22 protein-coding genes are annotated in these 21941 nt (G+C 72.8%); 7 read left to right on the top strand and 15 right to left on the bottom strand.

The genetic code is table 11. The features are described 5' to 3' along the window. Positions 1-87 precede the first annotated feature (87 nt). The 3 genes from OG780_RS15340 to sigE form a co-directional block, all read right to left on the bottom strand. Entirely contained in the window at positions 88-1734 is a 1647-nt protein-coding gene (locus OG780_RS15340; protein WP_328448548.1) for a S1C family serine protease, read from the bottom strand. 139 nt (positions 1735-1873) lie between these two features. Continuing rightward, on the bottom strand, positions 1874-2815 hold the full coding sequence (locus tag OG780_RS15345; protein WP_328448550.1) for an anti-sigma factor family protein: 942 nt from the start codon (positions 2813-2815) through the stop codon (positions 1874-1876). Next, positions 2812-3510 carry an RNA polymerase sigma factor SigE gene (gene sigE, locus OG780_RS15350; protein ID WP_326790809.1) on the bottom strand — a complete coding sequence of 233 codons (699 nt, stop codon included), beginning with the start codon at positions 3508-3510 and terminating at the stop codon, positions 2812-2814. Before sigE ends, OG780_RS15345 begins: the two co-directional genes overlap by 4 nt. 227 nt (positions 3511-3737) lie before the next feature. Between sigE and OG780_RS15355 the strand changes: the two genes are divergently transcribed. Continuing rightward, positions 3738-4439 carry an O-methyltransferase gene (locus OG780_RS15355; RefSeq protein WP_328458144.1) on the top strand — a complete coding sequence of 234 codons (702 nt, stop codon included), beginning with the start codon at positions 3738-3740 and terminating at the stop codon, positions 4437-4439. 192 nt (positions 4440-4631) lie between these two features. Here the strand turns inward: OG780_RS15355 and OG780_RS15360 are convergent, their stop codons facing one another. After that, positions 4632-4799: a DUF3117 domain-containing protein gene (locus tag OG780_RS15360; RefSeq protein ID WP_003966491.1), complete on the bottom strand. Its 168-nt coding sequence runs from the start codon at positions 4797-4799 to the stop codon at positions 4632-4634. A 363-nt stretch (positions 4800-5162) separates the two neighbouring features. Here OG780_RS15360 and OG780_RS15365 point away from each other — a divergent pair, with 363 nt between their 5' ends. Beyond that, on the top strand, positions 5163-5966 hold the full coding sequence (locus OG780_RS15365) for an enoyl-CoA hydratase/isomerase family protein (protein ID WP_328448552.1): 804 nt from the start codon (positions 5163-5165) through the stop codon (positions 5964-5966). 75 nt (positions 5967-6041) lie between these two features. On the opposite strand, the gene OG780_RS15370 is transcribed toward OG780_RS15365, so the two are convergent. Beyond that, positions 6042-6623 (bottom strand): DNA-3-methyladenine glycosylase I, encoded by a 582-nt coding sequence (locus OG780_RS15370; protein ID WP_328448554.1) that lies wholly within the window; start codon positions 6621-6623, stop codon positions 6042-6044. Beyond that, positions 6620-6970: a DivIVA domain-containing protein gene (locus OG780_RS15375; RefSeq protein ID WP_328448556.1), complete on the bottom strand. Its 351-nt coding sequence runs from the start codon at positions 6968-6970 to the stop codon at positions 6620-6622. Before OG780_RS15375 ends, OG780_RS15370 begins: the two co-directional genes overlap by 4 nt. Before the next feature lie 173 nt (positions 6971-7143). On the opposite strand from OG780_RS15375, the gene folP reads away from it, so the two are divergent. Continuing rightward, a complete protein-coding gene (gene folP, locus OG780_RS15380; protein WP_326785681.1) occupies positions 7144-8004 on the top strand; it encodes a dihydropteroate synthase in 861 nt (286 codons plus the stop codon). 96 nt (positions 8005-8100) lie between these two features. Here folP and OG780_RS15385 read toward each other — a convergent pair whose 3' ends face one another. Together OG780_RS15385 and dapE are read right to left on the bottom strand one after the other, a co-directional pair. Continuing rightward, complete coding sequence (locus OG780_RS15385; RefSeq protein ID WP_328448559.1) at positions 8101-8862, bottom strand: TIGR00730 family Rossman fold protein; 762 nt, start codon at positions 8860-8862, stop codon at positions 8101-8103. A gap of 149 nt (positions 8863-9011) precedes the next feature. After that, positions 9012-10091, bottom strand: coding sequence for a succinyl-diaminopimelate desuccinylase (gene dapE / locus OG780_RS15390; protein WP_328448561.1), 1080 nt, complete (start codon positions 10089-10091; stop codon positions 9012-9014). A 128-nt stretch (positions 10092-10219) separates the two neighbouring features. On the opposite strand from dapE, the gene OG780_RS15395 reads away from it, so the two are divergent. Beyond that, positions 10220-11248 (top strand): heavy metal transporter, encoded by a 1029-nt coding sequence (locus OG780_RS15395; protein ID WP_328448563.1) that lies wholly within the window; start codon positions 10220-10222, stop codon positions 11246-11248. A gap of 361 nt (positions 11249-11609) precedes the next feature. Next, positions 11610-12053 (top strand): ATP-binding protein, encoded by a 444-nt coding sequence (locus OG780_RS15400; RefSeq protein WP_328448565.1) that lies wholly within the window; start codon positions 11610-11612, stop codon positions 12051-12053. A 112-nt stretch (positions 12054-12165) separates the two neighbouring features. Here the strand turns inward: OG780_RS15400 and OG780_RS15405 are convergent, their stop codons facing one another. Together OG780_RS15405 and fdxA are read right to left on the bottom strand one after the other, a co-directional pair. Next, a complete protein-coding gene (locus tag OG780_RS15405) occupies positions 12166-13260 on the bottom strand; it encodes a bifunctional succinyldiaminopimelate transaminase/glutamate-prephenate aminotransferase (protein ID WP_326785686.1) in 1095 nt (364 codons plus the stop codon). A gap of 181 nt (positions 13261-13441) precedes the next feature. Then, a complete protein-coding gene (gene fdxA, locus OG780_RS15410; RefSeq protein ID WP_030573070.1) occupies positions 13442-13762 on the bottom strand; it encodes a ferredoxin in 321 nt (106 codons plus the stop codon). Positions 13763-13903: 141 nt separating this feature from the next. Between fdxA and OG780_RS15415 the strand changes: the two genes are divergently transcribed. After that, positions 13904-15028: a GNAT family N-acetyltransferase gene (locus OG780_RS15415; RefSeq protein WP_328448567.1), complete on the top strand. Its 1125-nt coding sequence runs from the start codon at positions 13904-13906 to the stop codon at positions 15026-15028. Between the two features lie 17 nt (positions 15029-15045). Next, positions 15046-15897 (top strand): SirB1 family protein, encoded by an 852-nt coding sequence (locus tag OG780_RS15420; protein WP_328448569.1) that lies wholly within the window; start codon positions 15046-15048, stop codon positions 15895-15897. Positions 15898-15918: 21 nt separating this feature from the next. Here the strand turns inward: OG780_RS15420 and OG780_RS15425 are convergent, their stop codons facing one another. The 5 genes from OG780_RS15425 to OG780_RS15445 form a co-directional block, all read right to left on the bottom strand. Next, complete coding sequence (locus tag OG780_RS15425) at positions 15919-16533, bottom strand: response regulator transcription factor (RefSeq protein WP_328448571.1); 615 nt, start codon at positions 16531-16533, stop codon at positions 15919-15921. Further along, positions 16530-17750, bottom strand: a complete 1221-nt coding sequence (locus OG780_RS15430; protein WP_328458146.1) for a sensor histidine kinase — start codon at positions 17748-17750, stop codon at positions 16530-16532. Before OG780_RS15430 ends, OG780_RS15425 begins: the two co-directional genes overlap by 4 nt. 5 nt (positions 17751-17755) lie before the next feature. Beyond that, positions 17756-18496 (bottom strand): ABC transporter permease, encoded by a 741-nt coding sequence (locus OG780_RS15435; RefSeq protein ID WP_328448573.1) that lies wholly within the window; start codon positions 18494-18496, stop codon positions 17756-17758. After that, the gene (locus OG780_RS15440) at positions 18493-19491 is read right to left on the bottom strand and encodes an ABC transporter ATP-binding protein (RefSeq protein WP_328448575.1); all 999 of its coding nucleotides are present in this window, start codon (positions 19489-19491) and stop codon (positions 18493-18495) included. The genes OG780_RS15435 and OG780_RS15440 overlap by 4 nt, the downstream gene beginning before the upstream one ends. Positions 19492-19750: 259 nt before the next feature. Then, entirely contained in the window at positions 19751-21937 is a 2187-nt protein-coding gene (locus OG780_RS15445) for a hypothetical protein (protein WP_328448577.1), read from the bottom strand. Positions 21938-21941: the final 4 nt, after the last annotated feature.

Below are 21941 nucleotides of genomic sequence, written 5' to 3' on the forward strand. Positions count from 1 at the left end.
GTTTTCCACGATGTTTGCCGTCCCGAGCTGCGACATCGTTCTCGACTGTGAGGTTCGTGTCACTCGCGGCCCCCGGGGCCGCGGCCCTCAGCCGCCGTTCGCCGAACCGAGGACCAGGGTGATCGTCCGGTTCGTTCCGCCCCGCCTGACGGTCAGCCGGAGGCGGTCGCCGGGCCGGTGGGCGCGGGTCTTCACGATGAGTTCCTCGCCGGAGTGGACAGGCGTGCCGTCGACCTCGGTGATGACGTCGCCGGCCCTGATGCCCGCCTCGTCTCCGGGACCGCCTGGCGTGACGGGCGCACCGCCCCCGGCGGCCTTCATGCCCACCCGTGCTCCGTCGCCCGAGTAGTTCATGTCGAGCGTGACACCGATCACGGGGTGGGTGGCCCTGCCGGTGTTGATGAGCTCTTCGGCGACGCGCTTGGCCTGGTTGACGGGGATCGCGAAGCCCAGCCCGATGGATCCGGCCTGACCGGTCCCCAGGTCGGAGCCGCTGTCGGCGGAACGGATGGCGCTGTTGATGCCGATGACACGGGCCCGGGAGTCGAGCAGCGGTCCGCCCGAGTTGCCGGGGTTGATCGGCGCGTCGGTCTGGAGGGCGTCCACGTACGAGACGTCGGTGCCGTCGCCCTTCTCGCCGCCCGCCGTGATGGGCCGGTCCTTGGCGCTGATGATCCCGGAGGTGACCGTGTTGGCCAGGTCGAAGGGCGCGCCGATGGCGACGACGGGGTCGCCGACCTGGACGCTGTCCGAGTTGCCCAGCGGCATGGGCGCGAGCCCGCGGACCCCGGAGACCTTGACCACGGCGAGGTCGTAGCCGCTGTCGTGTCCGACGACCCGGGCCTTCGCGGTCTGACCGCCGCTGAACGTCACGGTTATCGTGCCGCTGCCGCCGGCGGGTTCGATCACGTGGTTGTTGGTGAGGATGTGCCCCTCGCCGTCGAGCACGAACCCGGTGCCGGTGCCGTCCTCCTCGCTCCCGTGCACGTGCAGGGTGACGACGCTGGGCAGCGCGTGCGCCGCGATCCCGGCGACGCTGTCCGGGGCGCGCCCCGGGGCCTCCTTGGCGGCCTGCGGCAGCTCGATGTCCGTCAGTCCCCCGTTCCGCTCCAGATAGGCCCCCACGAAGCCCCCCACGCCCCCGGACGCCAGCGCGAGCGCGACGGCGGCGAGCACCAGGGTCTTCCTCGCCCTTCGGCGCCGCTCCGCCACGGTGGGCACGGCGACGCCGTTCTGCTGGAAGGGTCCGCCGGGTCCGCTCCGGGCGAGGTGGCCGTGGTGCCGCGGGGATCCGGGCGCGGCCCAGGGGTCGTAGTTCCGCCAGGGATCGGGCGTGTCTGACTCGACGGGACCGTCGGACCCGGCCGGGGCGGGAAAGACAGCGGCGGGGCCGTCGGGAGGCCGGGGCACGGGGGACATCGGGTTCGGAGGCCCTGAGGCTTCCGGTTCCGGTACGAGGGGCAGGGCCTCGTCGGGAGCGCCGCCCTGGGCCGGGACGGCGCCCGCGGGGGCCGTCCCGTGGGCCGGGGCGGCCGCCTCGGCCCGGGTGACGGCCGGGGTGGTCTGTGCCCGCTCCTCGGGCGCGCTCGGCCCGGCACCGTTCGCGGTGTTCCGGGAGGCGGCGGGTTGGGGGGAATCCGGTTCCGTGAGGCCGGCCGGCGCGGTGTCCGCGCCCGTGTCCTCGGGCCGGGGTCGACTCCACCGGTTCGCCTTCGTGGGCCTGCCCTCGTTCATGCTCTCCCCACACCTGGCCCGCGGCACAACGCACCGACGGCCACCACAGACTGGTCGACTCCGCGTCCGTGATCCCTCCCGCGGACGCGGCCCTCCCCGGATTCAACCAGGTTCCCGGGCCGACGCGCAGAGGGCGGTGTCAGTGAGCCTGATGAGGGGTGGGGGACGGGGACGAGGTGGGGGACGGTGTGACGGCGGGGGCGGCGAGCAGGCCCGGAGCCGGGGTCGCCGCGGGCGGCTGGACCTCGGTGAGCGGACGTATGAGCGGGGACATCGCGGCGGCACCGGCGACCACCGGTGTCGTCAGCGTGTGCACGACGTCCTGGCCGCGGCCGGCCGGAGCGGGAACTCCGGGCAGCAGCGGGGCGGACACCCCGGTCGGTGCCACCGGACCGTTGCCGAGCGACCGCTCACCCTGGGTGAGCAGCGGACCGGCGGACCGGCGGCGCTGCGACTCGGGAGCCGAGGTCGCTCCCGCGCCCTGGGACCGGGACGGCGTCACATTGCTCCCGGCGCCGGCTCCTCCGCGCGCGTCCGTGTCCCCGGGCAGACCGGTGGTCACCCCGCCGAGCGCGACGGCCGCGAGCGACACCGCGCCCGCGGCGACGAAGGCGAACCGCAGCCCGCGCGAGGCGGACCGCTCGGCCTCGTGGCGGCTGACGTCATGGATACGGAAGCCGCGCCCCGGAGCGGGGGGCAGCACATCGGCGTGCGGTCCGGCCGGGACGTACCCGAAGGTCTCGCCGCGCATTCCGAAGAAGCCGGGCAGTCCGGAGCCCGTGGAGCCGCCGGGCAGTCCGCCGCCGAAGGTGCCGCCGTTCAGTCGCGGGCTGTCGGAGTCGCCTCCCCCGGGGAGTCCCTGGAGGCGGGCGAGGAAGCTCTCGGAGGGCGGCGGCGGGGCCACTTCCGCGAAGACGTTCTTCAGTCGGCGCTGGGCGTCGGCCTCGGCCTTGCACTTCGCGCAGGTGGCGAGGTGGGCCAGGACGCGGTCGCGCGACTCATGACCGAGCTCTCCGTCCACCAGGGCGGAAAGTCGGTCCCCGAGGTGCTGCTCGGCAGGGGTGGGACGGATTCCACTCACGCGGTCGCGCCTCCTCCCCCCAGCACGGGCACACGGGCCGCGAACGAGCGACGCTCGGCGCGGGCCTCGGGAGACCGGTGTGCCAGGGCCTTGCGCAGCTGGGAGCGGCCGCGGTGGATCCGGGAGCGGACCGTGCCGAGCTTGACGCCCAGGGTCGCGGCGATCTCCTCGTAGGACAGTCCCTCGATGTCGCAGAGGACGACGGCGGCGCGGAACTCGGGCGCGAGGGTGTCCAGCGCCTGCTGGACGTCGGCGTCGAAGTGCGCGTCGTTGAAGACCTGCTGCGGGGAGGGCTCGCGGCTGGGCAGTCGCTCGGCCGCGTCGTCGCCGAGGGCGTCGAAGCGGATGCGCTGCTTGCGCCGCACCATGTCGAGGAAGAGGTTCGTGGTGATGCGGTGGAGCCAGCCCTCGAAGGTGCCGGGCGTGTAGGTCGACAGCGAGCGGAAGACGCGGACGAAGACTTCCTGGGTGAGGTCCTCGGCGTCGTGCTGGTTGCCCGTGAGGCGATAGGCGAGACGGTAGACGCGACCGCTGTGCGTGCTGACGATCTCCTCCCAGGTGGGCGGAGTCCATGCCTGCGGCTCCGCGTCGGTGGTGAACGTCGCGGTCTGCGCCGGGGCAGCAACGGGGAGCTGGTCAGCGTTGTCGGTCACGGATTTCGGCTCACCCGTCGATCTGAGCAGGCGCCGCAGCACTCCTCCCCGATCCACAGGCGCAGCCGCACCTCCCCTGTCGGCTCTGGTGGTGTCCAGTGGAGCCCCTACCATAGCCACCTCGCCCGTTAGCTCCGGATAAGCGGTTTTACGGGAATTTGATACGGGCTCATATGGGCTCGCCGGCGTCCGCCCGCGGCCCCGCTCCGTGTACCGACTCATCGACTTCCCCCCGCTCGGTTCTCCCACCCCTCTAAACGCCCGGTCCCATCCGCAGGTTCCCGGCACCAACGGATACAGTCACGCCCAGGCAACCACGGGGACAGGAGAGGGTCATTACCGGCAACCGGCAGACGAGCTGGGCGGCGTTCGCCGACGCCTTTGTCGCCGAGGACGAGGCGCTGCGATGGGCGCGGGACCGGGCCCACGAGGCGGGCCTGCGCTCGGTGACGCCCGGCACGGGCGCCGCGCTGCGCCTGCTCGCCGCCACCGTGGACGCGAAGGCGGTCGCCGAGATAGGTACCGGGACCGGCGTCTCCGGAATTCATCTTCTGCACGGCATGCGGCCGGACGGGGTACTGACCACCGTCGATCCGGAGCCGGAGCGCCAGCAGTTCGCCCGCCAGGCCTTCCGTGCCGCCGGGTTCGCCAGCAACCGGGCGCGCTTCATCCCGGGCCGGGCGCTGGATGTCCTGCCCCGTCTCGCGGACGCCGGATACGACCTCGTGTTCTGCGACGGCGACCGGCTGGAGAGCCTCGATTACCTCGCCGAATCGTTGCGCCTGTTGCGTCCGGGCGGGCTCGTCGCCTTCGAGGGCGTCTTCGCGGACGGCCGCACCGTGGACTCGGGACCGCAGCCGGTCGAGGTGAGCCGGCTGCGCGAGCTGCTGCGCGCGGTGCGCGAGAGCCAGGAGCTGGTGCCGTCGCTGCTGCCGGTGGGCGACGGCCTGCTGTGCGCGGTCAAGCGCTGATTCCACCGTCCGGCCCGTCGGCCGGTCCGCGGCCCGGTCTACTGCCCGCAGGGTGCCTCCGACCTGGCCTTCCGCCTTGCCCGACCCCTGCCGGCCGAGCGGCGCGGCGGTCCCGTACGCCCGGAAAAACAGCGTCCCCGGCACCATGTGCGGTGCCGGGGAAGCCGAAAGGGGTATGGGTCGCGTTCCGCGTCAGCCGACGACCTTCTTGAGGGCGTCGCCGAGCGCGTCAGCCTCGTCAGGGGTCAGCTCGACGACAAGCCGACCGCCGCCTTCGAGCGGAACGCGCATGACGATGCCCCGCCCCTCCTTGGTCACCTCGAGCGGGCCATCGCCCGTCCGCGGCTTCATGGCCGCCATGCTCGTTCCCCTTCCTGAAACCAGCTCATCGTCGCCGACGGCCCCCTCGGAGGGCACGCACGTCCCCTCATAGGACACACGTCACCGGCATCGAACACATTGCTTCCAGGCCATTATCTCGCATCTCAGGACCCGATGACCAACATCAGTCGGCATCGCTTGCGCAACGCGCTTGAGCAAAACCACCCAATTCGGCGATGTGGCTGCGATACTGCGCCGCCGCAACGGCGTCCACAGCCCGGAATTCTTTGACGCAGGTCACATGGAGGCTCCGCGCCACCGCGGGTGATCTCCGCCATGCTGTCATCGGACACAGGTCGTACCGGCCGGTACGACGAGCCGCGACCCCGGAAGGGACCCACCATGGCCGACACCGTGCTCTACGAGGTGAGCGACGGACTCGCGACCATCACGCTGAACCGCCCCGAGGCGATGAACGCGATGAACGTCGAGACCAAGGTCGCCTTCCGGGACGCGGCCCAGGCCGCCGCCGCGGACGACGCCGTACGGGCCATCCTGCTGACCGCGGCCGGTGACCGGGCGTTCTGCGTCGGCCAGGACCTCAAGGAGCACATCGGGCTGCTGGCCGCCGACAGGGAGTCGGGGTCGGGCGGGACGATGAGCACCGTGCGCGAGCACTACAACCCCATCGTGCGGGCTCTGACCGGCGCCGCGAAGCCCGTGGTGGCCGGGGTCAACGGTGTCGCGGCCGGGGCCGGGTTCGGTTTCGCGCTCGCCGCCGACTACCGCGTCGTCGCCGACACGGCCGCCTTCAACACGTCCTTCGCCGGTGTCGCGCTGACCGCCGACTCGGGGATCTCCTGGACGCTGCCCCGGGTGATCGGCCCGAGCCGTGCCGCCGACCTGCTGCTCTTCCCGCGCAGCATCAGCGCCCAGGAGGCGTACGAGCTGGGCATCGCGAACCGGCTGGTTCCGGCCGGCGAGGTGCGCGCCGAGGCGGAGAAGGTGGCGCGGGCGCTGGCCGCCGGGCCGACGCTGGCGTACGCCGCCCTGAAGGAGTCCGTCGCCTTCGGGCTCACCCACTCGCTGGAGGAGACCCTGGAGAAGGAGGACGAGCTCCAGGGGCGCGCCGGTGCCTCCGAGGACCACGCCATCGCGGTCCAGGCGTTCGTGAACAAGGAGAAGCCCAAGTACCTCGGGCGCTGACCGTCCGAAGGCGTTCGCCGCGGGCCGCGCGTGGTCCGCGGCGGACACCTCCGCACCCCGGGAAGAGCGGCCCGGTCAGCCGGCGTCGCGCACCACGCAGTCCGCCAGGTGGTCGTTCACCAGGCCGCACGCCTGCATCAGTGCGTACGCCGTCGTCGGGCCCACGAAGCGGATGCCGCGCTTCTTGAGCGCCTTGGACAGAGCCGTCGACTCGTCGGTGACGGCCGGTACGTCCGAGAGCTTCTCGGGGGCCGGCCGCGAGGCGTGGTCGGGGGCGAAGGACCAGATGAGCTCGTCCAGCTCGCCCGGGGCCCATTCGGCCAGCACGCGCGCGTTGGCGACGGTCGCCCGGATCTTGGCACCGTTGCGGATGATCCCCGGGTCGGCGAGCAGGCGCTCCTCGTCGGCCTCCGTGAACAGGGCGACCTTGGCGATCTCGAAGTCCGCGAAGGCCGTGCGGAAGCCGGGGCGGCGGCGCAGGATCGTGATCCAGGACAGCCCCGACTGGAACGCCTCCAGGCACAGCCGCTCGTAGAGGGCGTCGTCGCCGCGGACGGGCCGGCCCCACTCCTCGTCGTGGTAGGCCACGTAGTCCTCGGTGGACAGCGCCCAGGGGCAGCGCAGCGCGCCGTCGGGTCCGGCCAGCGCCCCGCTCACCGCTCGTCCTCGGGGTGCTTGCGCAGCGAGGTGGTGCCGCTCGCCGCGCGGGCGCCGGCGAGCGCGGCCTCCAGGTCTGCGATCCGGGCGTCCCGCTCGCCGATCTCGGCGCCGAGACGGCCCAGCGCGTCGTCGACGTCCGCCATGCGGTAGCCGCGCACGGTGACGGCGAAACGCAGGGCGTCCACGTCGCCCTTGTGCACCGGACGGTCGTACGGCAGCGGATCGCGCAGCCGCTCGGGCTCGGCGTCGGCGAGGGGCGCGCTCTCACCGGCGCCCACCACGGACAGGGTCACCGCGGCGACCACGACGGCGAGGGCGACGACCAGGAACAAGAACATGAACATCGCTGAGGTCCCCACGCTCCGGGGCCGGCGCGGGTCGCGTCGGCGTGAAAGTACTGGTGCTGACGAAGGCAGTCTGACGGTCGAGGTGTCAGGCTCCGATCGTGCCATGCGAGTGTGACAGCTAAGGTCGCAGGCGGCTTATCGGTGCGACTTACTGGGAGAGGTCACAGGGGATGCTCAGGCTGGGCAGGCGCGAATTCGACGCGCACGAGCCGGTGATCATGGCGATCGTGAACCGGACCCCGGACTCCTTCTACGATCAGGGGGCCACCTTCCGCGACGAGCCCGCGCTCGCGCGCGTGGAGCAGGCGGTGTCCGAGGGCGCCGCCATCATCGACATCGGCGGGGTCAAGGCCGGACCGGGCGAGGAGGTCACCGCCGAGGAGGAGGCGCGCCGGACGGTCGGCTTCGTCGCCGAGGTGCGCCGCCGCTTCCCTGACGTGGTCATCAGCGTCGACACCTGGCGGCACGAGGTCGGCGAAGCGGTCTGCGAGGCCGGCGCCGATCTGCTCAACGACGCCTGGGGCGGGGTCGACCCGCGCCTGGCCGAGGTGGCCGCCCGTTACGGGGTGGGGCTCGTGTGCACGCACGCCGGGGAGTCGGAGCCGCGCACGCGCCCGCACCGGATCGCCTACGACGACGTGATGGCCGACATCCTGCGGGTCACGCTGGGCCTCGCGGAGCGCGCCGTGGCTCTCGGAGTGCCCCGCGAGTCGGTGCTCATCGATCCGGGACACGACTTCGGGAAGAACACCCGGCACAGTCTGGAGGCGACGCGGCGGCTCGGGGAGATGGTCTCCACCGGGTGGCCGGTTCTCGTCTCCCTCTCCAACAAGGACTTCGTGGGCGAGACGCTCGACAAGCCGGTCAAGGAACGGGTCCTCGGGACGCTGGCGACGACCGCGGTCTCGGCGTGGCTGGGGGCGCAGGTGTACCGCGTCCACGAGGTCGCGGAGACCCGCCAGGTCCTGGACATGGTCGCGTCGATCGCCGGGCACCGGCCGCCGGCGGTGGCCCGGCGCGGACTGGCATAGCGGACGGACCGCCCGGGCGCACGGGAGGGGCCGACTCGTCAGCCCGTCCCGTGCCCCTCGGCCCGTAGAGCCGTGGGAGAAGGCGTCTGAAAGCCTCTAGCGGGGGCCCGCCTCCTTCGACACCAGCGCCACCGCTTCGTCCACCTCGTCGGTCAGGTGGAACAGCATCAGGTCCTTCTCGGACGCCTTGCCCTGGGCGATGAGGGTGTTCTTGAGCCAGTCGACGAGGCCGCCCCAGTACTCCGTGCCGAACAGCACGATGGGGAAGCGGGTGACCTTCTGGGTCTGGACCAGGGTGAGCGCCTCGAAGAGTTCGTCGAGGGTGCCGAGGCCGCCGGGCAGGACCACGAAGCCCTGCGCGTATTTGACGAACATCATCTTCCGGACGAAGAAGTACCGGAAGTTCAGGCCGATGTCGACGTACTGGTTCAGCCCCTGCTCGAAGGGGAGCTCGATACCGAGGCCGACGGAGATGCCCTTGGCCTCGCAGGCACCCTTGTTGGCAGCCTCCATGGCACCCGGTCCACCACCGGTGATCACGGCGAACCCGGCCTCGACCAGGCCCCGGCCGAGGGCGACTCCCGCTTCGTACTCGGGCGAGTCCACGGATGTGCGGGCCGAGCCGAACACGCTGATCGCGGGCGGGAGTTCGGCCAGCGTGCCGAAGCCTTCGATGAACTCCGACTGGATGCGCAGGACCCGCCAGGGATCGGTGTGCACCCAGTCGGAAGGGCCGCCCGCGTCCAGCAGCCGCTGGTCCGTGGTGCTCGCCTGGACCTGATCCCGCCTGCGCAGCACCGGGCCGAGCCGCTGCTCCTCCGGTGGCCGCTTCTTGCCCCTCGGGTCGCCAGTAGCCATGTCCACTCCCTCCGCGTACGGATCTCCCCCGCTCCGGCCCGAGGCCGGTGCGAGGGAAGGTCGTTCCGCCCCAGAGTAGATCTCCGCTGGTTACGGCGGGGGGACGTCGGCATGTCCGCCGTGAACAGCCGGCGGATATGGGCCGTGCCTCAGGCGGTCAGCCAGTCGCGCAGCCGCTCCTCACCGATGAGGATCTTGGCCGTTTCCACCCGTTCGTCCCGCTTGTGCGCCAGGTGCGGATTGCCGGGGCCGTAGTTCACCGCCGGGATGCCGAGCCGGCTGAAACGGGAGACGTCCGTCCAGCCGTACTTGGGCTGCGGGGTACCCCCCACCGCCTCGATGAACGCGGCGGCGGCCGGGTGGGAGAGGCCGGGGAGGGCGGCACCGCTGTGGTCGTCGACGACGAACTCCGCCACACCGCAGTCGGCGAAGACCTCGCGGACGTGCTCGATCGCCTCCTCCTCGGTGCGGTCGGGCGCGTAGCGGAAGTTGACGGTGACGACGCACTCGTCGGGGATGACGTTGCCGGCGACCCCGCCGGAGATGTTCACCGCGTTCAGGCCCTCCCGGTACTCCAGGCCGTCGATCACCGGGTAGCGCGGCTCGTAGGCGGCCAGGACGGCCAGGATCGGGGAGGCCGCGTGGATCGCGTTCGAGCCCATCCAGCTGCGGGCGGAGTGGGCCCGCTCGCCCTTGGTCTTCAGCAGCACCCGCAGCGTGCCCTGGCAGCCGCCCTCGACCTGTCCGTCGGAGGGCTCCAGGAGGACCGCGAAGTCGCCCCGCAGCCACTCGGGGTGGGCCTCGGCCACATGCTTCAGCCCGTTCAGATCGGCCGCGACCTCCTCGTTGTCGTAGAAGACGAAGGTGAGGTCACGGTTGGGCTCGGGGACGGTGGCCGCGATACGGAGCTGGACGGCGACGCCCGACTTCATGTCACAGGTGCCGCAGCCCCACAGCACGCCGTTCTCGTCGAGGCGGGAGGGCACGTTGCCGGCGATCGGCACGGTGTCGATGTGACCGGCCAGGACGACCCGCTCGGCGCGGCCCAGGTCCGTGCGAGCCACGACGTTGTTGCCGTACCGGTCGACCCTGAGATGCGGCAGCGCCCGCAGGGCGGCCTCGATCGCGTCCGCGAGCGGCTTCTCGGTGCCGCTCTCCGAGCGGAAGTCGACCAGTCGCGCGGTGAGCTCGGCAGCGTCCAGGGTGAGGTCAAGCGGGGTGTCGGCCATGGCCTCGACCCTAGCGCGCCCCGCCGGGAGGCCCCGAAAGCAGCCGGATGCGGTCGTATCCCCCGGCCGTACTCCCGTTGTCCACAGCCCCACGGTTCGCCCGCGGCGCTCTCCAGTACCTTGTACGCGTGTCTGAGCCGTCCCCCACTCCTGTCCGGCGCCGCGGTCGCCTCCTGCGTTTCGGAGGGGCCCTCGTGGTCCTGCTCGCGGTCGCGGGTTACCTCGGCGTGCAGTACCTCACGGGCGGCGTGGGCGCGCCCCGGTGCAAGGTCGTCTCCGGCAACGGCGACGGCGCGTCGTACGAGTTCACCCCCGAACAGGCGGTGAACGCGGCGACGATCTCGGCGATCGGCACCTCGCGCGGCATGCCCGAGCGGGCGGTGGCCATCGCTCTCGCGACGGCGCTCCAGGAATCGGGGCTGCGCAACATCCGGCACGGCGACCGGGACTCCCTCGGTCTGTTCCAGCAGCGCTCGTCGCAGGGCTGGGGCACGAGGAAACAGATCATGGACCCGACGTATTCGGCAGGCATCTTCTACGAGCACCTGGCCAAGGTGCCCGGGTACTCGCGGCTGCCGCTCACCGTCGCCGCGCAGCGGGTGCAGCACAGCGGCTTTCCGCAGGCGTACGCGAAGCACGAGCCGGACGCCACGCTGCTCGCCGCCGCCCTGACCGGCCGCGCGGCGGCCACGCTGACCTGCCAGGGGCGCCCGGCCGCGACCCCGGCGGGCGGCCCGGCGCCGGTGCGTGCCGCGCTCGCCCGGGACTTCGGGCGCGATGTGCTCCAGGAGGCGGGCGCCACCGTGGACGCCGAGGGTTCCTCCGCGTCGCCGGCACCGGCCTCCTCGGCTTCACCGGCCTCCTCGGGCGCTACGGGCTCCACGGCCTCCCCCGCCCCCACGGGGGTCACCGGCCGGACCGTGACCGTCCCCGTGCGCGAGGGGTCCGACACCGGGTCGGGGACGCTCCGCCGCGGCTGGGAGCTGGCGCACTGGGCCGTGGCCAACTCCTCGGCCCTGCACATCGACCGGGTGTCGTACGGGGGACGCGAATGGACCGCGGGGACCTCGGAGGGGTCGTGGCGCACGGCCGACGACAAGAGCGGTCCGGGGCCGGGGGAGGCCTCGGCGGAGGTCCGGATCGTCACCGGGCAGTAGTACGGGACCTCACTCCTGGGGAGGACGCGGTCCCGGCGGGCCGGTGATGTGCGCGCGCTTTCGGACGCTCACTCCCCGTCGGTGAAATCCCTTGGGAACAAGGGGCCCTGGGGGTTTCAGTAACGGTATGGCCGGGCATTGTTTGCCCGTTTTTATCCACAACTGATAATGCGACGCATTGCCAACTCTTTGCGTCGGGCCACCGCAACCTTCGCGGACTTCGAGCGGTAGTCACTGCGTCCGAGCCCGGAACGATCACCTCAGCCGATCGCCGTCCGGGAACGCGGTCCGCCGGCAGCCGGCCGGCCGACCGCCGGGCAGAGCAGGACACCTCCCCGTTCTCTTCCGTCTAAGGAGCACCATGTCCCTCCCCCTGACCCGCCGGATCGCCCGTGTCGTGCTGCTCGTCGCGGCCGGAGCGGCACCCGTGGTCGGCGCGGCCGGCTCCGCCTGCGCGGCGCCCGGCCTGCCGGCCGCACCCGGCCTCGGCGGGCTGACCGCCCTGGACGGGGCGAACGTCGGCCACACGCTCGACGGAGCGACGCAGAACGTCCCCGGGATCGCCGGCACGTCCGGCGGCGCCGCGGTCGAGAAGACCCTGCCGTCCACGGCCAGGACCGGCGCCAAGGCCGCCAAAAAGGCCGCGCCCGCCGTGCAGAAGATGGCCGGGAGCGCGGCCGGCCAGGCCGGAGGCCTCGTCGGTGACACCGCGGAGACGGCCTCCGGCGGCCTGCCGACGGACGCCGTGACCATGGGCGGCGTGCCGACCGGACAGCTTCCGCTGAAGGGCCTGCCGGTGGGCTAGGGCCTACCGCTGGGTCAGGGCCCGGCGTCGGGATCGTGCCGTACGGCGACGGGGGTCCGGGGAAGCGAGTTCCCCGGACCCCCGTCGCCGTCGTCGTAGCCGGACGGCCGGACTAGCGCAGGCGTTCCACCGCGGCCGCCACACGCTCGTCCGAGGCGGTGAGGGCCACGCGGACGAACTTCTCGCCCGCCTCGCCGTAGAAGTCGCCGGGAGCCACCAGGATGCCCAGGTCGGCCAGGTGCGCCACCGTGGACCAGCAGGACTCGTCCCGGGTGGCCCAGAGGTAGAGGCTCGCCTCGCTGTGCTCGATGCGGAATCCGTGGTCCAGGAGGGCGTCGCGCAGGGCTGTGCGGCGGGCCGCGTAGCGCTCGCGCTGTTCGTGGACGTGCGTGTCGTCCGAGAGCGCGGCGACCACGGCGGCCTGGGTCGGCGCGGAGGTCATCATGCCGCCGTGCTTGCGGATCGCGAGGAGTTCGCCGAGCACGGCGGGGTCGCCCGCGAGGAACGCGGCGCGGTAACCGGCCAGGTTCGAGCGCTTGGACAGCGAGTGGACCGAGACGATCCCCTCGTAGGAGCCGCCGCACACGTCCGGGTGCAGGACCGAGACCGGGTCGGCCTCCCAGCCCAGCTCGATGTAGCACTCGTCGGAGAAGACGAGGATGCCGTGCTCGCGGGCCCAGGCGACGATCCGGGTGAGGTCACCGGCGGACAGGACCTTGCCGGTCGGGTTCGACGGGGAGTTCAGCCACAGCAGCTTCAGGCCCGCCGGGTCCAGCTCCGTCGGGTCGTCGTAGACCACGTGCTCCGCCCGCGCGAGCCGCGCGCCGACCTCGTACGTCGGGTAGGCGAGGCGGGGGTACGCGACCTTGTCGCCGGGGCCGAGACCGAGCTGGGTCGGCAGCCAGGCGACCAGTTCCTTGGAGCCGACGATCGGCAGGACGTGCCGGTGGGTGACGTCCCGCGCGCCGAGCCGTCGCTCCACCCAGCCCGTGAGCGCGTCGCGCAGCTCGGGCGTGCCCCACACCGTCGGATAGCCGGGCGAGTCCGCGGCCGCGACCAGAGCCTTCTGGATCAGCTCGGGCACCGGGTCGACCGGGGTGCCGACGGACAGGTCGACGATGCCGCCCGGGTGAGCGGCGGCGGTCGCCTTGTAGGGCTCCAGCTTGTCCCAGGGGAAGGTGGGAAGCCGGTCGGAGACTGCGGACACGGGATCAGGCTCACTTTCTCGTACGTACGGCCGGTACACGCGGGTACGGGCTGCCGCGCGGACGCCGCGCGGGCCGGCGGCGCAAACGCCTCGGTCCCGTACAGCGACCGGAACGATCAGGCCGTACGGGACCGAGGCGGCGCTCGTCCAGCTGCCGCCGGGAGGGCACCCGGCGGACCGCTTACTGGTTCTGCGGCGGCAGCGCTGCGATGAAGGCGTGGTCGCGTTCGATCAGACCGAGCTTGCTGGCGCCGCCGGGCGAGCCGAGCTCGTCGAAGAACTCGACGTTCGCCTTGTAGTAGTCCTTCCACTCCTCCGGAGTGTCGTCCTCGTAGAAGATCGCCTCGACCGGGCACACCGGCTCACAGGCTCCGCAGTCGACGCATTCGTCCGGGTGGATGTACAAGGACCGCGAGCCCTCGTAGATGCAGTCGACCGGGCACTCCTCGATGCACGCCTTGTCCTTGACGTCGACACAAGGCTGCGCGATGACGTAGGTCACGCTGTCGTTCCTCCTCGATAGGGCGCTGGCGGGCCTGTCGTAGGCTCCGCCGCCTGGCGCGCGGGAGCGCGGCGTAGTCGATGCCCGCCCCTAGTATCTCCGTTCTTGGGTCTGATCCGAACAGGAGGGGTGAACTGACCTGTGGAATTCTCTGCCGCCGGCCGCCTGGAGGTCCGCGTCACCGCTGCTGACGTGGGCAAACGTGTCTCGGTTCGACGCCTGACCGACGATGGAGACACGGTGGAGAAGTTCACCGATACGGTCGGTGTTCTCACATCATGGGACGACGGTGTGCTGTTGATCACACGACGGACCGGGGAACGTGTCCGGATCGCGGAGTCCTCCCTGGTCGCGGCCAAGGTCGTGCCGTCCGCCCCGGCACGGCGGCGCGGCCCCGCGGCGTCCTACGAGGAGCTGGCGCGTGTCGCCGCGCGGGCCTGGCCGCCGGTGGAGAGCGAGCGGCTCGGTGGCTGGGAGCTGCGGGCCGCCGGCGGGTTCACCCGGCGCGCCAACTCCGTGCTGCCGCTGGCCGACCCGGGCGTGCCGCTCGACCGGGCGCTCGCGTACGTACGGGACTGGTACGCGGCCCGTGACCTGCCCGCCTTCATCCAGACCGCCACCGGCGCCGAGGGCACCCAGGAGCTGCTCTGCGCGGAGCTGGAGGCGCGTGGCTGGACCCGTGAGGTGACCGCCGAGCTGTGGACCGGCCCGCTCGCGCCGGTCGCGGACCGGGAGGCGCCCGGGGTGACGCTCTCCCGCGCGGCCGACGAGGCGTGGCTTCGCCGCTACCAGCGCAAGGGCGTCGCCGACGTGGCCCTGAAGGTGCTGGGCGGCGGCCCCTCGGTGTGGTTCGCGACGGTGCCCGGCGCGGGGGACGCGGCTCCGGCGGCGATCGGACGGTGCGTGGTGGACGGGCGCTGGGCCGGTTTCGCCGCCGTGGAGGTCGCCCCGGAGCAGCGCCGCCGCGGCCTGGCCACCGCCGTCATGGCCGCGCTGGCCGGCCGGGCCCTGGAGGAGGGTGCCTCGGCGGCCTGGCTCCAGGTGGAGGCCGACAACACCGGGGCGCGGGAGCTGTACGCCCGGATGGGCTTCGGCCCGCATCACGCGTACCACCACTACCGGTGGGCGTCCTCCCCCGTCACGGACGCCGGGCCGGACACGGGCACGGCGGACGCCCCCGCGGGCACCGCTCCGGCGGCGGGCGGCACGGCGGACAGCGTGTCCGGCGACGCCGGTCCGGGTGCCGAGCCGTATCGATCGACGTGACGGGGCACGAACCGGCTATGCGTTCCCCCCAGCCACCGCGGCCGGAGCGAGCCGACGAGGTACGGCGGCGGTTCGCCGACGAGGCGCGGGCCGAGCGGCCCGATCTGGCCGAGCTGTGTCTGCTGGTGGGCGCCGCGGCCGACGGGACACTGGACGACGCCGGGCTGGACGCGGCGCAGATCCTGCTGGACGAGCTGGCGGGCCGGCTGCCCTTCCGTCCGGGCGACCCCCGGTCCTGGGCCACCGCCCTCGCCGAACTCCTCGGCGGGCGCCTGGGGTACCGGGGCTCACCGGGCGACTACCAGCGGCTGGAGTCCTCCCTGCTGCACGCGGTGCTGCGCCGGCGGCGCGGGCTGCCCATCCTGCTCTCGGTGGTGTGGATGGAGGTCGCGCGGCGGGCCGGGGCGCCGGTCTGCGGGGTCGCGCTGCCCGGTCACTTCGTGGTGGGCTTCGGACCGCCCGAGGAGCAGGTGCTCGCCGACCCCTTCGACGGCGGGCGCGTCCTGACCGGTTCCGACGCGCAGCTCCTCGTCGCGGGCGCGACCGGCGCCCCGCTCGACCCGTCGATGCTCGCCCCCGCCGACCCGCTCGACGTCGTCCTGCGCGTCCTGAACAACATCCGGGCCTGGGCCGCCGCCCGGCCCGAACGCTCCGACGTGGCCCTGTGGTCGGTGGAGCTCTCCCTGCTGCTGCCCTCGCACCCGGCGCGGCTGCGCTACGAGCGGGCCCAACTCCTGGTCCAGCGGGGAGACTTCCTGACCGGTGCCGCCGAACTCGACGCCTACGCGGACGTGGTGGCCGCGGTCGACGAACCGGCCGCGTCCCGGGTCCGCCAACAGGCCCACGCGGCACGGGCGATGCTCAACTGAGGCATCCGCGGGCCGTGCCGCTCACAGCCAGCCCTTCTCCCGTGCGATCCGTACCGCCTCCGCCCGGTTGCGTACCGCGAGTTTCTGGATCGCGGTCGAGAGGTAGTTGCGGACCGTGCCCTGGGAGAGGTGGAGGGCCTTGGCCAGTTCGGCGTTGGTGGAGCCGTCGGCGGCGGCGCGGAGGACCTCGCGCTCGCGGTCGGTCAGGGGGTTGGCGCCCTCGGCGAGCGCGGCCGCCGCCAGGGTGGGGTCGATGACGCGCTCGCCGGCCAGCACCTTGCGTACGGCCGCGGCGAGTTGGGCGGCCGGGGCGTCCTTGACCAGGAAGGCGTCGGCGCCGGACTCCATGGCGCTGCGCAGGTATCCGGGGCGGCCGAAGGTGGTGAGGACGATCAGCTTGATGCCCGGGAGCTCCTTGTGGACCTCGGCCGCCGCCTCTATGCCGGTCATGCCCGGCATCTCGATGTCGAGGAGCGCCACGTCCACGTCGTGGGCGCGGGCCGCCGCCAGGACCTCGTCGCCGCGGGCCACCTGGGCGACCACCTCGATGTCCGGCTCCAGTCCCAGCAGGGCGGCCAGCGCTTCGCGGACCATCGACTGGTCCTCGGCGAGCAGGACCTTGATCGTGCGGCTCATGCACCGGATCCTACGGGGTCCTCCGACGCGCCCACAGAGGCCCGGCCGCCCTCCAGGGGCGCCCGTGCCACCAGCCGGAATCCGTGCCGGACCCGGCCCGCCTCCAGCGATCCGCCCGCCTTCTCCAGCCGTTCGGTCAGTCCCGTCAGACCGTTGCCGGGGGCGGAGGAGGAGCCGCCCGAGCCGTCGTCCTCCACCGAGAGTTCGAGCACGGGACCGTCCAGGGTCTGGCGCCGGACGAGTTCCACGGTGCAGCGCCGGGCACCGCTGTGCCGTACGACGTTGGTGACCGCCTCGCGCAGCGCCCAGGCCAGCGCGGACTCGGTCTCCTCGGGAACGCCGTCGAGGGCGGGTTCGGCCGGAAGGTCGGCGACCACGTCCGCGGCGGTCAACGCGACCTGGGAGCCCGCGAGTTCCCCGGCCAGCCGGGGCCTTCGGTAGCCGGTGACCGCCTCGCGCACGTCGACCAGGGCCTGGCGGCTGACCTGTTCGATGTCGGCCACCTGCTGGGCCGCCTTGTCGGGGTGGTCGGGGAGCATCCGCCCGGCCAGTTCGCTCTTCAGCGTGATCAGCGAGAGCGAGTGGCCGAGCAGGTCGTGCAGGTCCCGGGCGAGCCGCAGCCGCTCCTCGTTCGCGGCGAGCTGGGCGACGGTGGCCCGTGCCTTGCGCAGCTCCACCGTCGTCCGTACGAGCTGGCGTACACCCGTCATGGCGAAGCCGATCAGCACGACGAGCAGGACCAGGTTGCGCGCGTCCTCCTCGCCGCCGTGCAGGCCGACCAGGAGCATCACGACGGCGGTCAGCGGGATCGTCCAGTAGGAGACACGCACCGGGAGCGTCGTCCCGCAGGCGACCGAGACGTACACGAACAGACCGAGCCAGGGCGCGCCGAGCGTCAGGCACAGGGCGACGGCCAGCGCGCCGAGGGCGAGCACCATGAGGGTGACGGCCAGGGAGCCCGTGAACGCCTTGCCCATGTGCCGGAAGACCAGCATCAGATAGACCGCGACGAAGGCCGCGAGACCCAGGCAGCCGGCCGCGGTGGCCGCGGGCGTGTGGTGGCCGGAGACGAGGTCGTGGACCGGCGAGCTGAGGAACACCAGCCAGATGACGATCCACACCGACTTGCGCAGGGCCTCGCGGAGGTTGCGCGGGGACTCCCCCATCCTCACGATCCGCTCCGTGCGGGCTCCGTCGGGCAGCGGGTCTTCCGTCATGGCGTTCACGCCTTCAGCGTGTCCTTCCGGTACAGCCAGGCCGCGCCGCCCGCGAAGAGGGCGAAGGAGACGGCGAGGATGGCGATGTCCTTCGCGTGCGGGGCGTTCCCCAGTTCGATGGCCTGCCCCAGGGCAGCGTACGCGTGCGTGGGGAGCCATTTCGCTATGTTCTGGAGCCAGTCGGGGAAGGTCGTCGTCGGCATCCACAGGCCGCCGAGCATCGACAGACCGAAGTAGACGATCATCGTGATCGGCCGGACCGCGTCCCCGCTGGCGAGGTAGCCGATGGCGACACCGAGCGCGGCGAAGACCAGGCTTCCGGCCCAGATCACGCCGGTGAGCGCGAACCACTGCCAGGTGTCCAGGCGTACGTCCTTCACGGCCGCGGCGACCACGAAGACGATCACGATCGACGGCAGGCTGATCACGGCGGCGCTGGCCGTCTTGGCGAACACGTAGCCGCGGCCGGGCAGCGGGGTGAGCCGCAGCTGCCGTACCCAGCCGCTCTCCCGCTCCTTCGCGATGCGCTCGCTGTTGCCCATGAGGACGGCGGTCAGGGCGCCGAAGGAGGCCATGGAGACCATGAAGAAGGTCGGCAGGGTCAGGCCGGTGCCGTCCACCTTCGTGGTGCTGTCGGCGCTGCCCGCGATCAGCAGGAACAGGGCCGAGGGGTAGATGACCGAGAAGAACAGGAACTTGCGGTTGCGCAGGGCGCGGGTGATCTCCAGCTTGATGAGACTGTTCACTTGGACGCGGCCTCCTCGGCGACGGTGCGGGTGGCGTCCTCGGCCGCTCCGCGGGTGGCCTCTTCGGCCTCGGTGATGGCGACGAAGGCCTGCTCCAGACCGAGCCCGGCGACTTCGAGGTTGCGGGGGTAGACGCCGAGCCCGTACAGCGCGTGGACGGTCGCGTCCGCGTCGGAGGACTGGATACGGACGGTCTGTCCGGACCCCGCGGCGGAGCCGCTTTTGGACACCGTGACCGAGGTGAGGAAGGGCAGCGCGCGCAGCGGGGCCTCGTCGATCGTGCCCTCCAGGTCGAAGGAGACGCGGCGTGCTCCGGCCCTGGCCTTGATCTCGGCGGCGGTGCCGTCGGCCAGCAGCCGTCCGCGGTGCAGGACGAGCACGCGGTCGGCTATGGCATCGGCCTCCTCCAGGTAGTGCGTGGCGAACAGGACCGTACGGCCCTGGTCGGCCTGCTCGCGCATGGTGGCCCAGAAGGCCTGCCGGGCGGAGACGTCCATGCCGGTGGTGGGCTCGTCGAGGACGATCAGGTCACTGTCGCCGGCCGTGGCGAGGGCGAAGCGGACGCGCTGCGCCTGGCCGCCGGAGAGCTTGTCGACCTTGCGGTCGGCGATCTGGGTGATGCCCGCCCGGGCGAGGACCTCGCTCGCGCGGTACGGCCTCGGGTGCAGGTCGCAGGCGAGCTTGACCAGTTCACCGACGGTGACCTCGTCCATCAGGCCGCCGCTCTGGAGCATGGCGCCCACCCGGCCGGCGACGATCGCCTCGCGCGGGCCGGTGCCGAACACCCGGACCGTGCCGCTGTCGGCGTTCTTGAGGCCGAGCAGCAGGTCCAGCGTGGTCGACTTGCCCGCGCCGTTGGGGCCCAGCAGGGCGACGGTCTCGCCCGGGTGGAGTTCGAGTGTCAGTCCGTCCACGGCCCGGACGGTCCCGTAGCTCTTGGTCACCGATTCGAACCGGACCACCGACGGGGTGGTGGTCGCCGCAGTCGTTGTCATGCCGTCCATCGTGGTGGAGGGCGGGGTGCGCGCGGCAGTGTGGTGTGTCCTGGGCGGCGGATGACAGATGTCATGCCGGCGACCCCGCGCCCCGGGCCTCGGACTGTCGTGCCGGCGGCCCCACGCCCCGCTTCGGAACCCTCATGCCGGCGGCCCCACGCCCCGCTTCGGAACCCTCATGCGGGCGGCCCCGCGGAACGGCACGAGGGCACCCGGCCGGGGTGATCCCGGCCGGGTGCCCTCGACGCGCTGACAGGCCCTAGTTGGGGTTGGTGGAGATGGTGATGACGCGGGCGGCGGCCGTCTTCCCGACGAGCGCCCTGCCGACGGCCGAGGCCACGTCCTGCGGGCTCACGGCCTTCTGGCTGCCGTCGCCCCTGGTGATCGTCACACCGTCGAAGGCGTGGCCGTACAGCTCCTCGAGCGCCTTGAGGTCGTAGTGCTCGACGAGCTTGCCCTGGACCGGCTGGACGCTCAGGAACTTCCAGATGGACTTCTGCGGGCTGAAGGAGACGGTGTGGGCCGCGTCCGTCTGGACGGTGATGTTCGCGGACATGGCGACGTTCGCGAACGTCGACATCTTCCGGTCCACCTCGGCCTTGCTGACCGTCGGCTGACGGGTCGTGGTGGCGACCTTCACCGGCGTGGCCGTGTTGCTCTCCACCTGGGCGCGGTACGCGTCCTGGACGGCCTGCAGCGAGGGTTCGACGTCGATGCCCTTGCCGGCCTTGCCGTAGACCGGGACGGCCTTGCCGGCCTGGAACTTGATCGTGCCGTCGCTCGCCGAACCCGAGCCGCTCGCGGCGCGCTCCAGGGCCGCCTGGAGCTTCTCCTTGTCGACGGGCATCACGGGCTCCACCACGCGTCCCTGGCCGAACAGCGAGCCGATCACCGAGATCGGGTTGTAGTCGCTGCCCGCGGCGGCGCGGACGGTGGCCTGGCTGTCCAGCTGGAGTCCGGCCTGGTCGGGCTTGAGCTGGACCGTGTCGCCGTCGACGGACAGCGTGAGCGGCTTGGTCGTCCGCGGGCCGAGGGCGTCGTCGAGCTTCTGGACGGCGTCGTCGCGGGTCCCGCCGCCGATGTCGACGCCGAGCACCGTGGTGCCCTTGGGCACGTCCGAGTGGTTCATGAGCAGGCCGGCTCCGTAGGCGCCGCCGGCGAGGACCACGACCAGGGCGGCGAGGAGCGCCGGCTTGTTGCGGCCCTTCTTCTTCGCCGGCTTCGACGGGGCGGACGGCTGGCGGACCGGCTCGGGGAGCTTCGGCGGGGTGTGCGAGCGGGGACCGTTGCCGGGCTCCCCGTCGTACGCGAAGTTCTGGCTGGGCGACACGACGGGCATACCGCTGGTCAGGGTGTGCCCGGAGACGTTCTCCGCGGGGGCGCCGTAGGCACCGGGTCCCGGGTCGGGTGCCGGCTTCTGCGGGGTGAGGATCGCGGTGTCGTCGCTGAGACCGCCGCTCAGGCCGCCGTGTGCGCCGGTGTATCCCGTGCCCGTGTTCCGGTTGCCGGGGGCCGGACCGGACCGTGCGGCCAGGCTGCCGGGGGCCGCGCCCGCACCGCCCGGAGGCCGCAGCGGGCCGTCGCCGGTGGCGGGACCGCCGGTCGGACCGGCCGGGCCGCCACGGCCCGAGCGGCCGGGCTCGGAGAAGTACGGCAGGTCGTCGCGGCGCGGTTCGCCGGACCCCGCGGACGCGCCGGCCGTTCCGGACCCTCCGGGCGAGCCGATGGCAGGGAAGGAGCCGGTGTCGCGCAGCGCCCCGGAGACGTCGAAGGAGCCCGTGCCGCCGCCGTGGCCGGGGGCCACGGGTCCGGCGCCGGTGGCCCCGGGGAGCGCGGCACCGTTCACACCGCCGGGCCGGACGCCACCGGTGATGCCCAGCGGACCGGCGCCGGTGGACGGTGCCGGACGTCCCGCGCCCGGCGAGGCCGCGGAGGGCGCGGTGCCGACGGGAGCCGAACCGCCCGGCAGGCCCGCACCGTTGGTCGAGCCGCCGCCCGTTGCGCCCTTGGGGGGCGCGCCGGCCCTGCGGGGCGCGAACCACTCGCTCGTCTTCTCCTCGGCCGGCGCGGGCTGGTCCACGGGCGCGGGGGCGGACGGGGCGGGGGTGGTGGCCGTCGTCGCGGGGGCGCCCGCGGGCGAGCTCGTGCCCTGCGGCGCCGGTGCACCGGTCCCCGTGCCGTCGCCGCCCTCGGGCGAGGCGTCGGCGACGGGTGTACGCACGACCACGGGCGGGATGGGCCGCGATCCGGGGATGTTGATCCGGATCCGTGTCGTCAGGGTTGTCTCGGTCTTGCGTTCCTCCGTCGGCTTGCCGGCGGCCGAACGGCCCGCGTCGGCACCGGTCTCGGAAGCCGTGGGGGTGCCGTACGGCGGCGTCCCCGACGGGTACGCGGCTCCACCGCGCCCGTTGGGCCCGGAGGACGAACTGTCAGTTTCACGACTCAAGGCA

Origin of the sequence: Streptomyces sp. NBC_00386, from assembly GCF_036063235.1 — a bacterium.
Classification (GTDB): domain Bacteria; phylum Actinomycetota; class Actinomycetes; order Streptomycetales; family Streptomycetaceae; genus Streptomyces.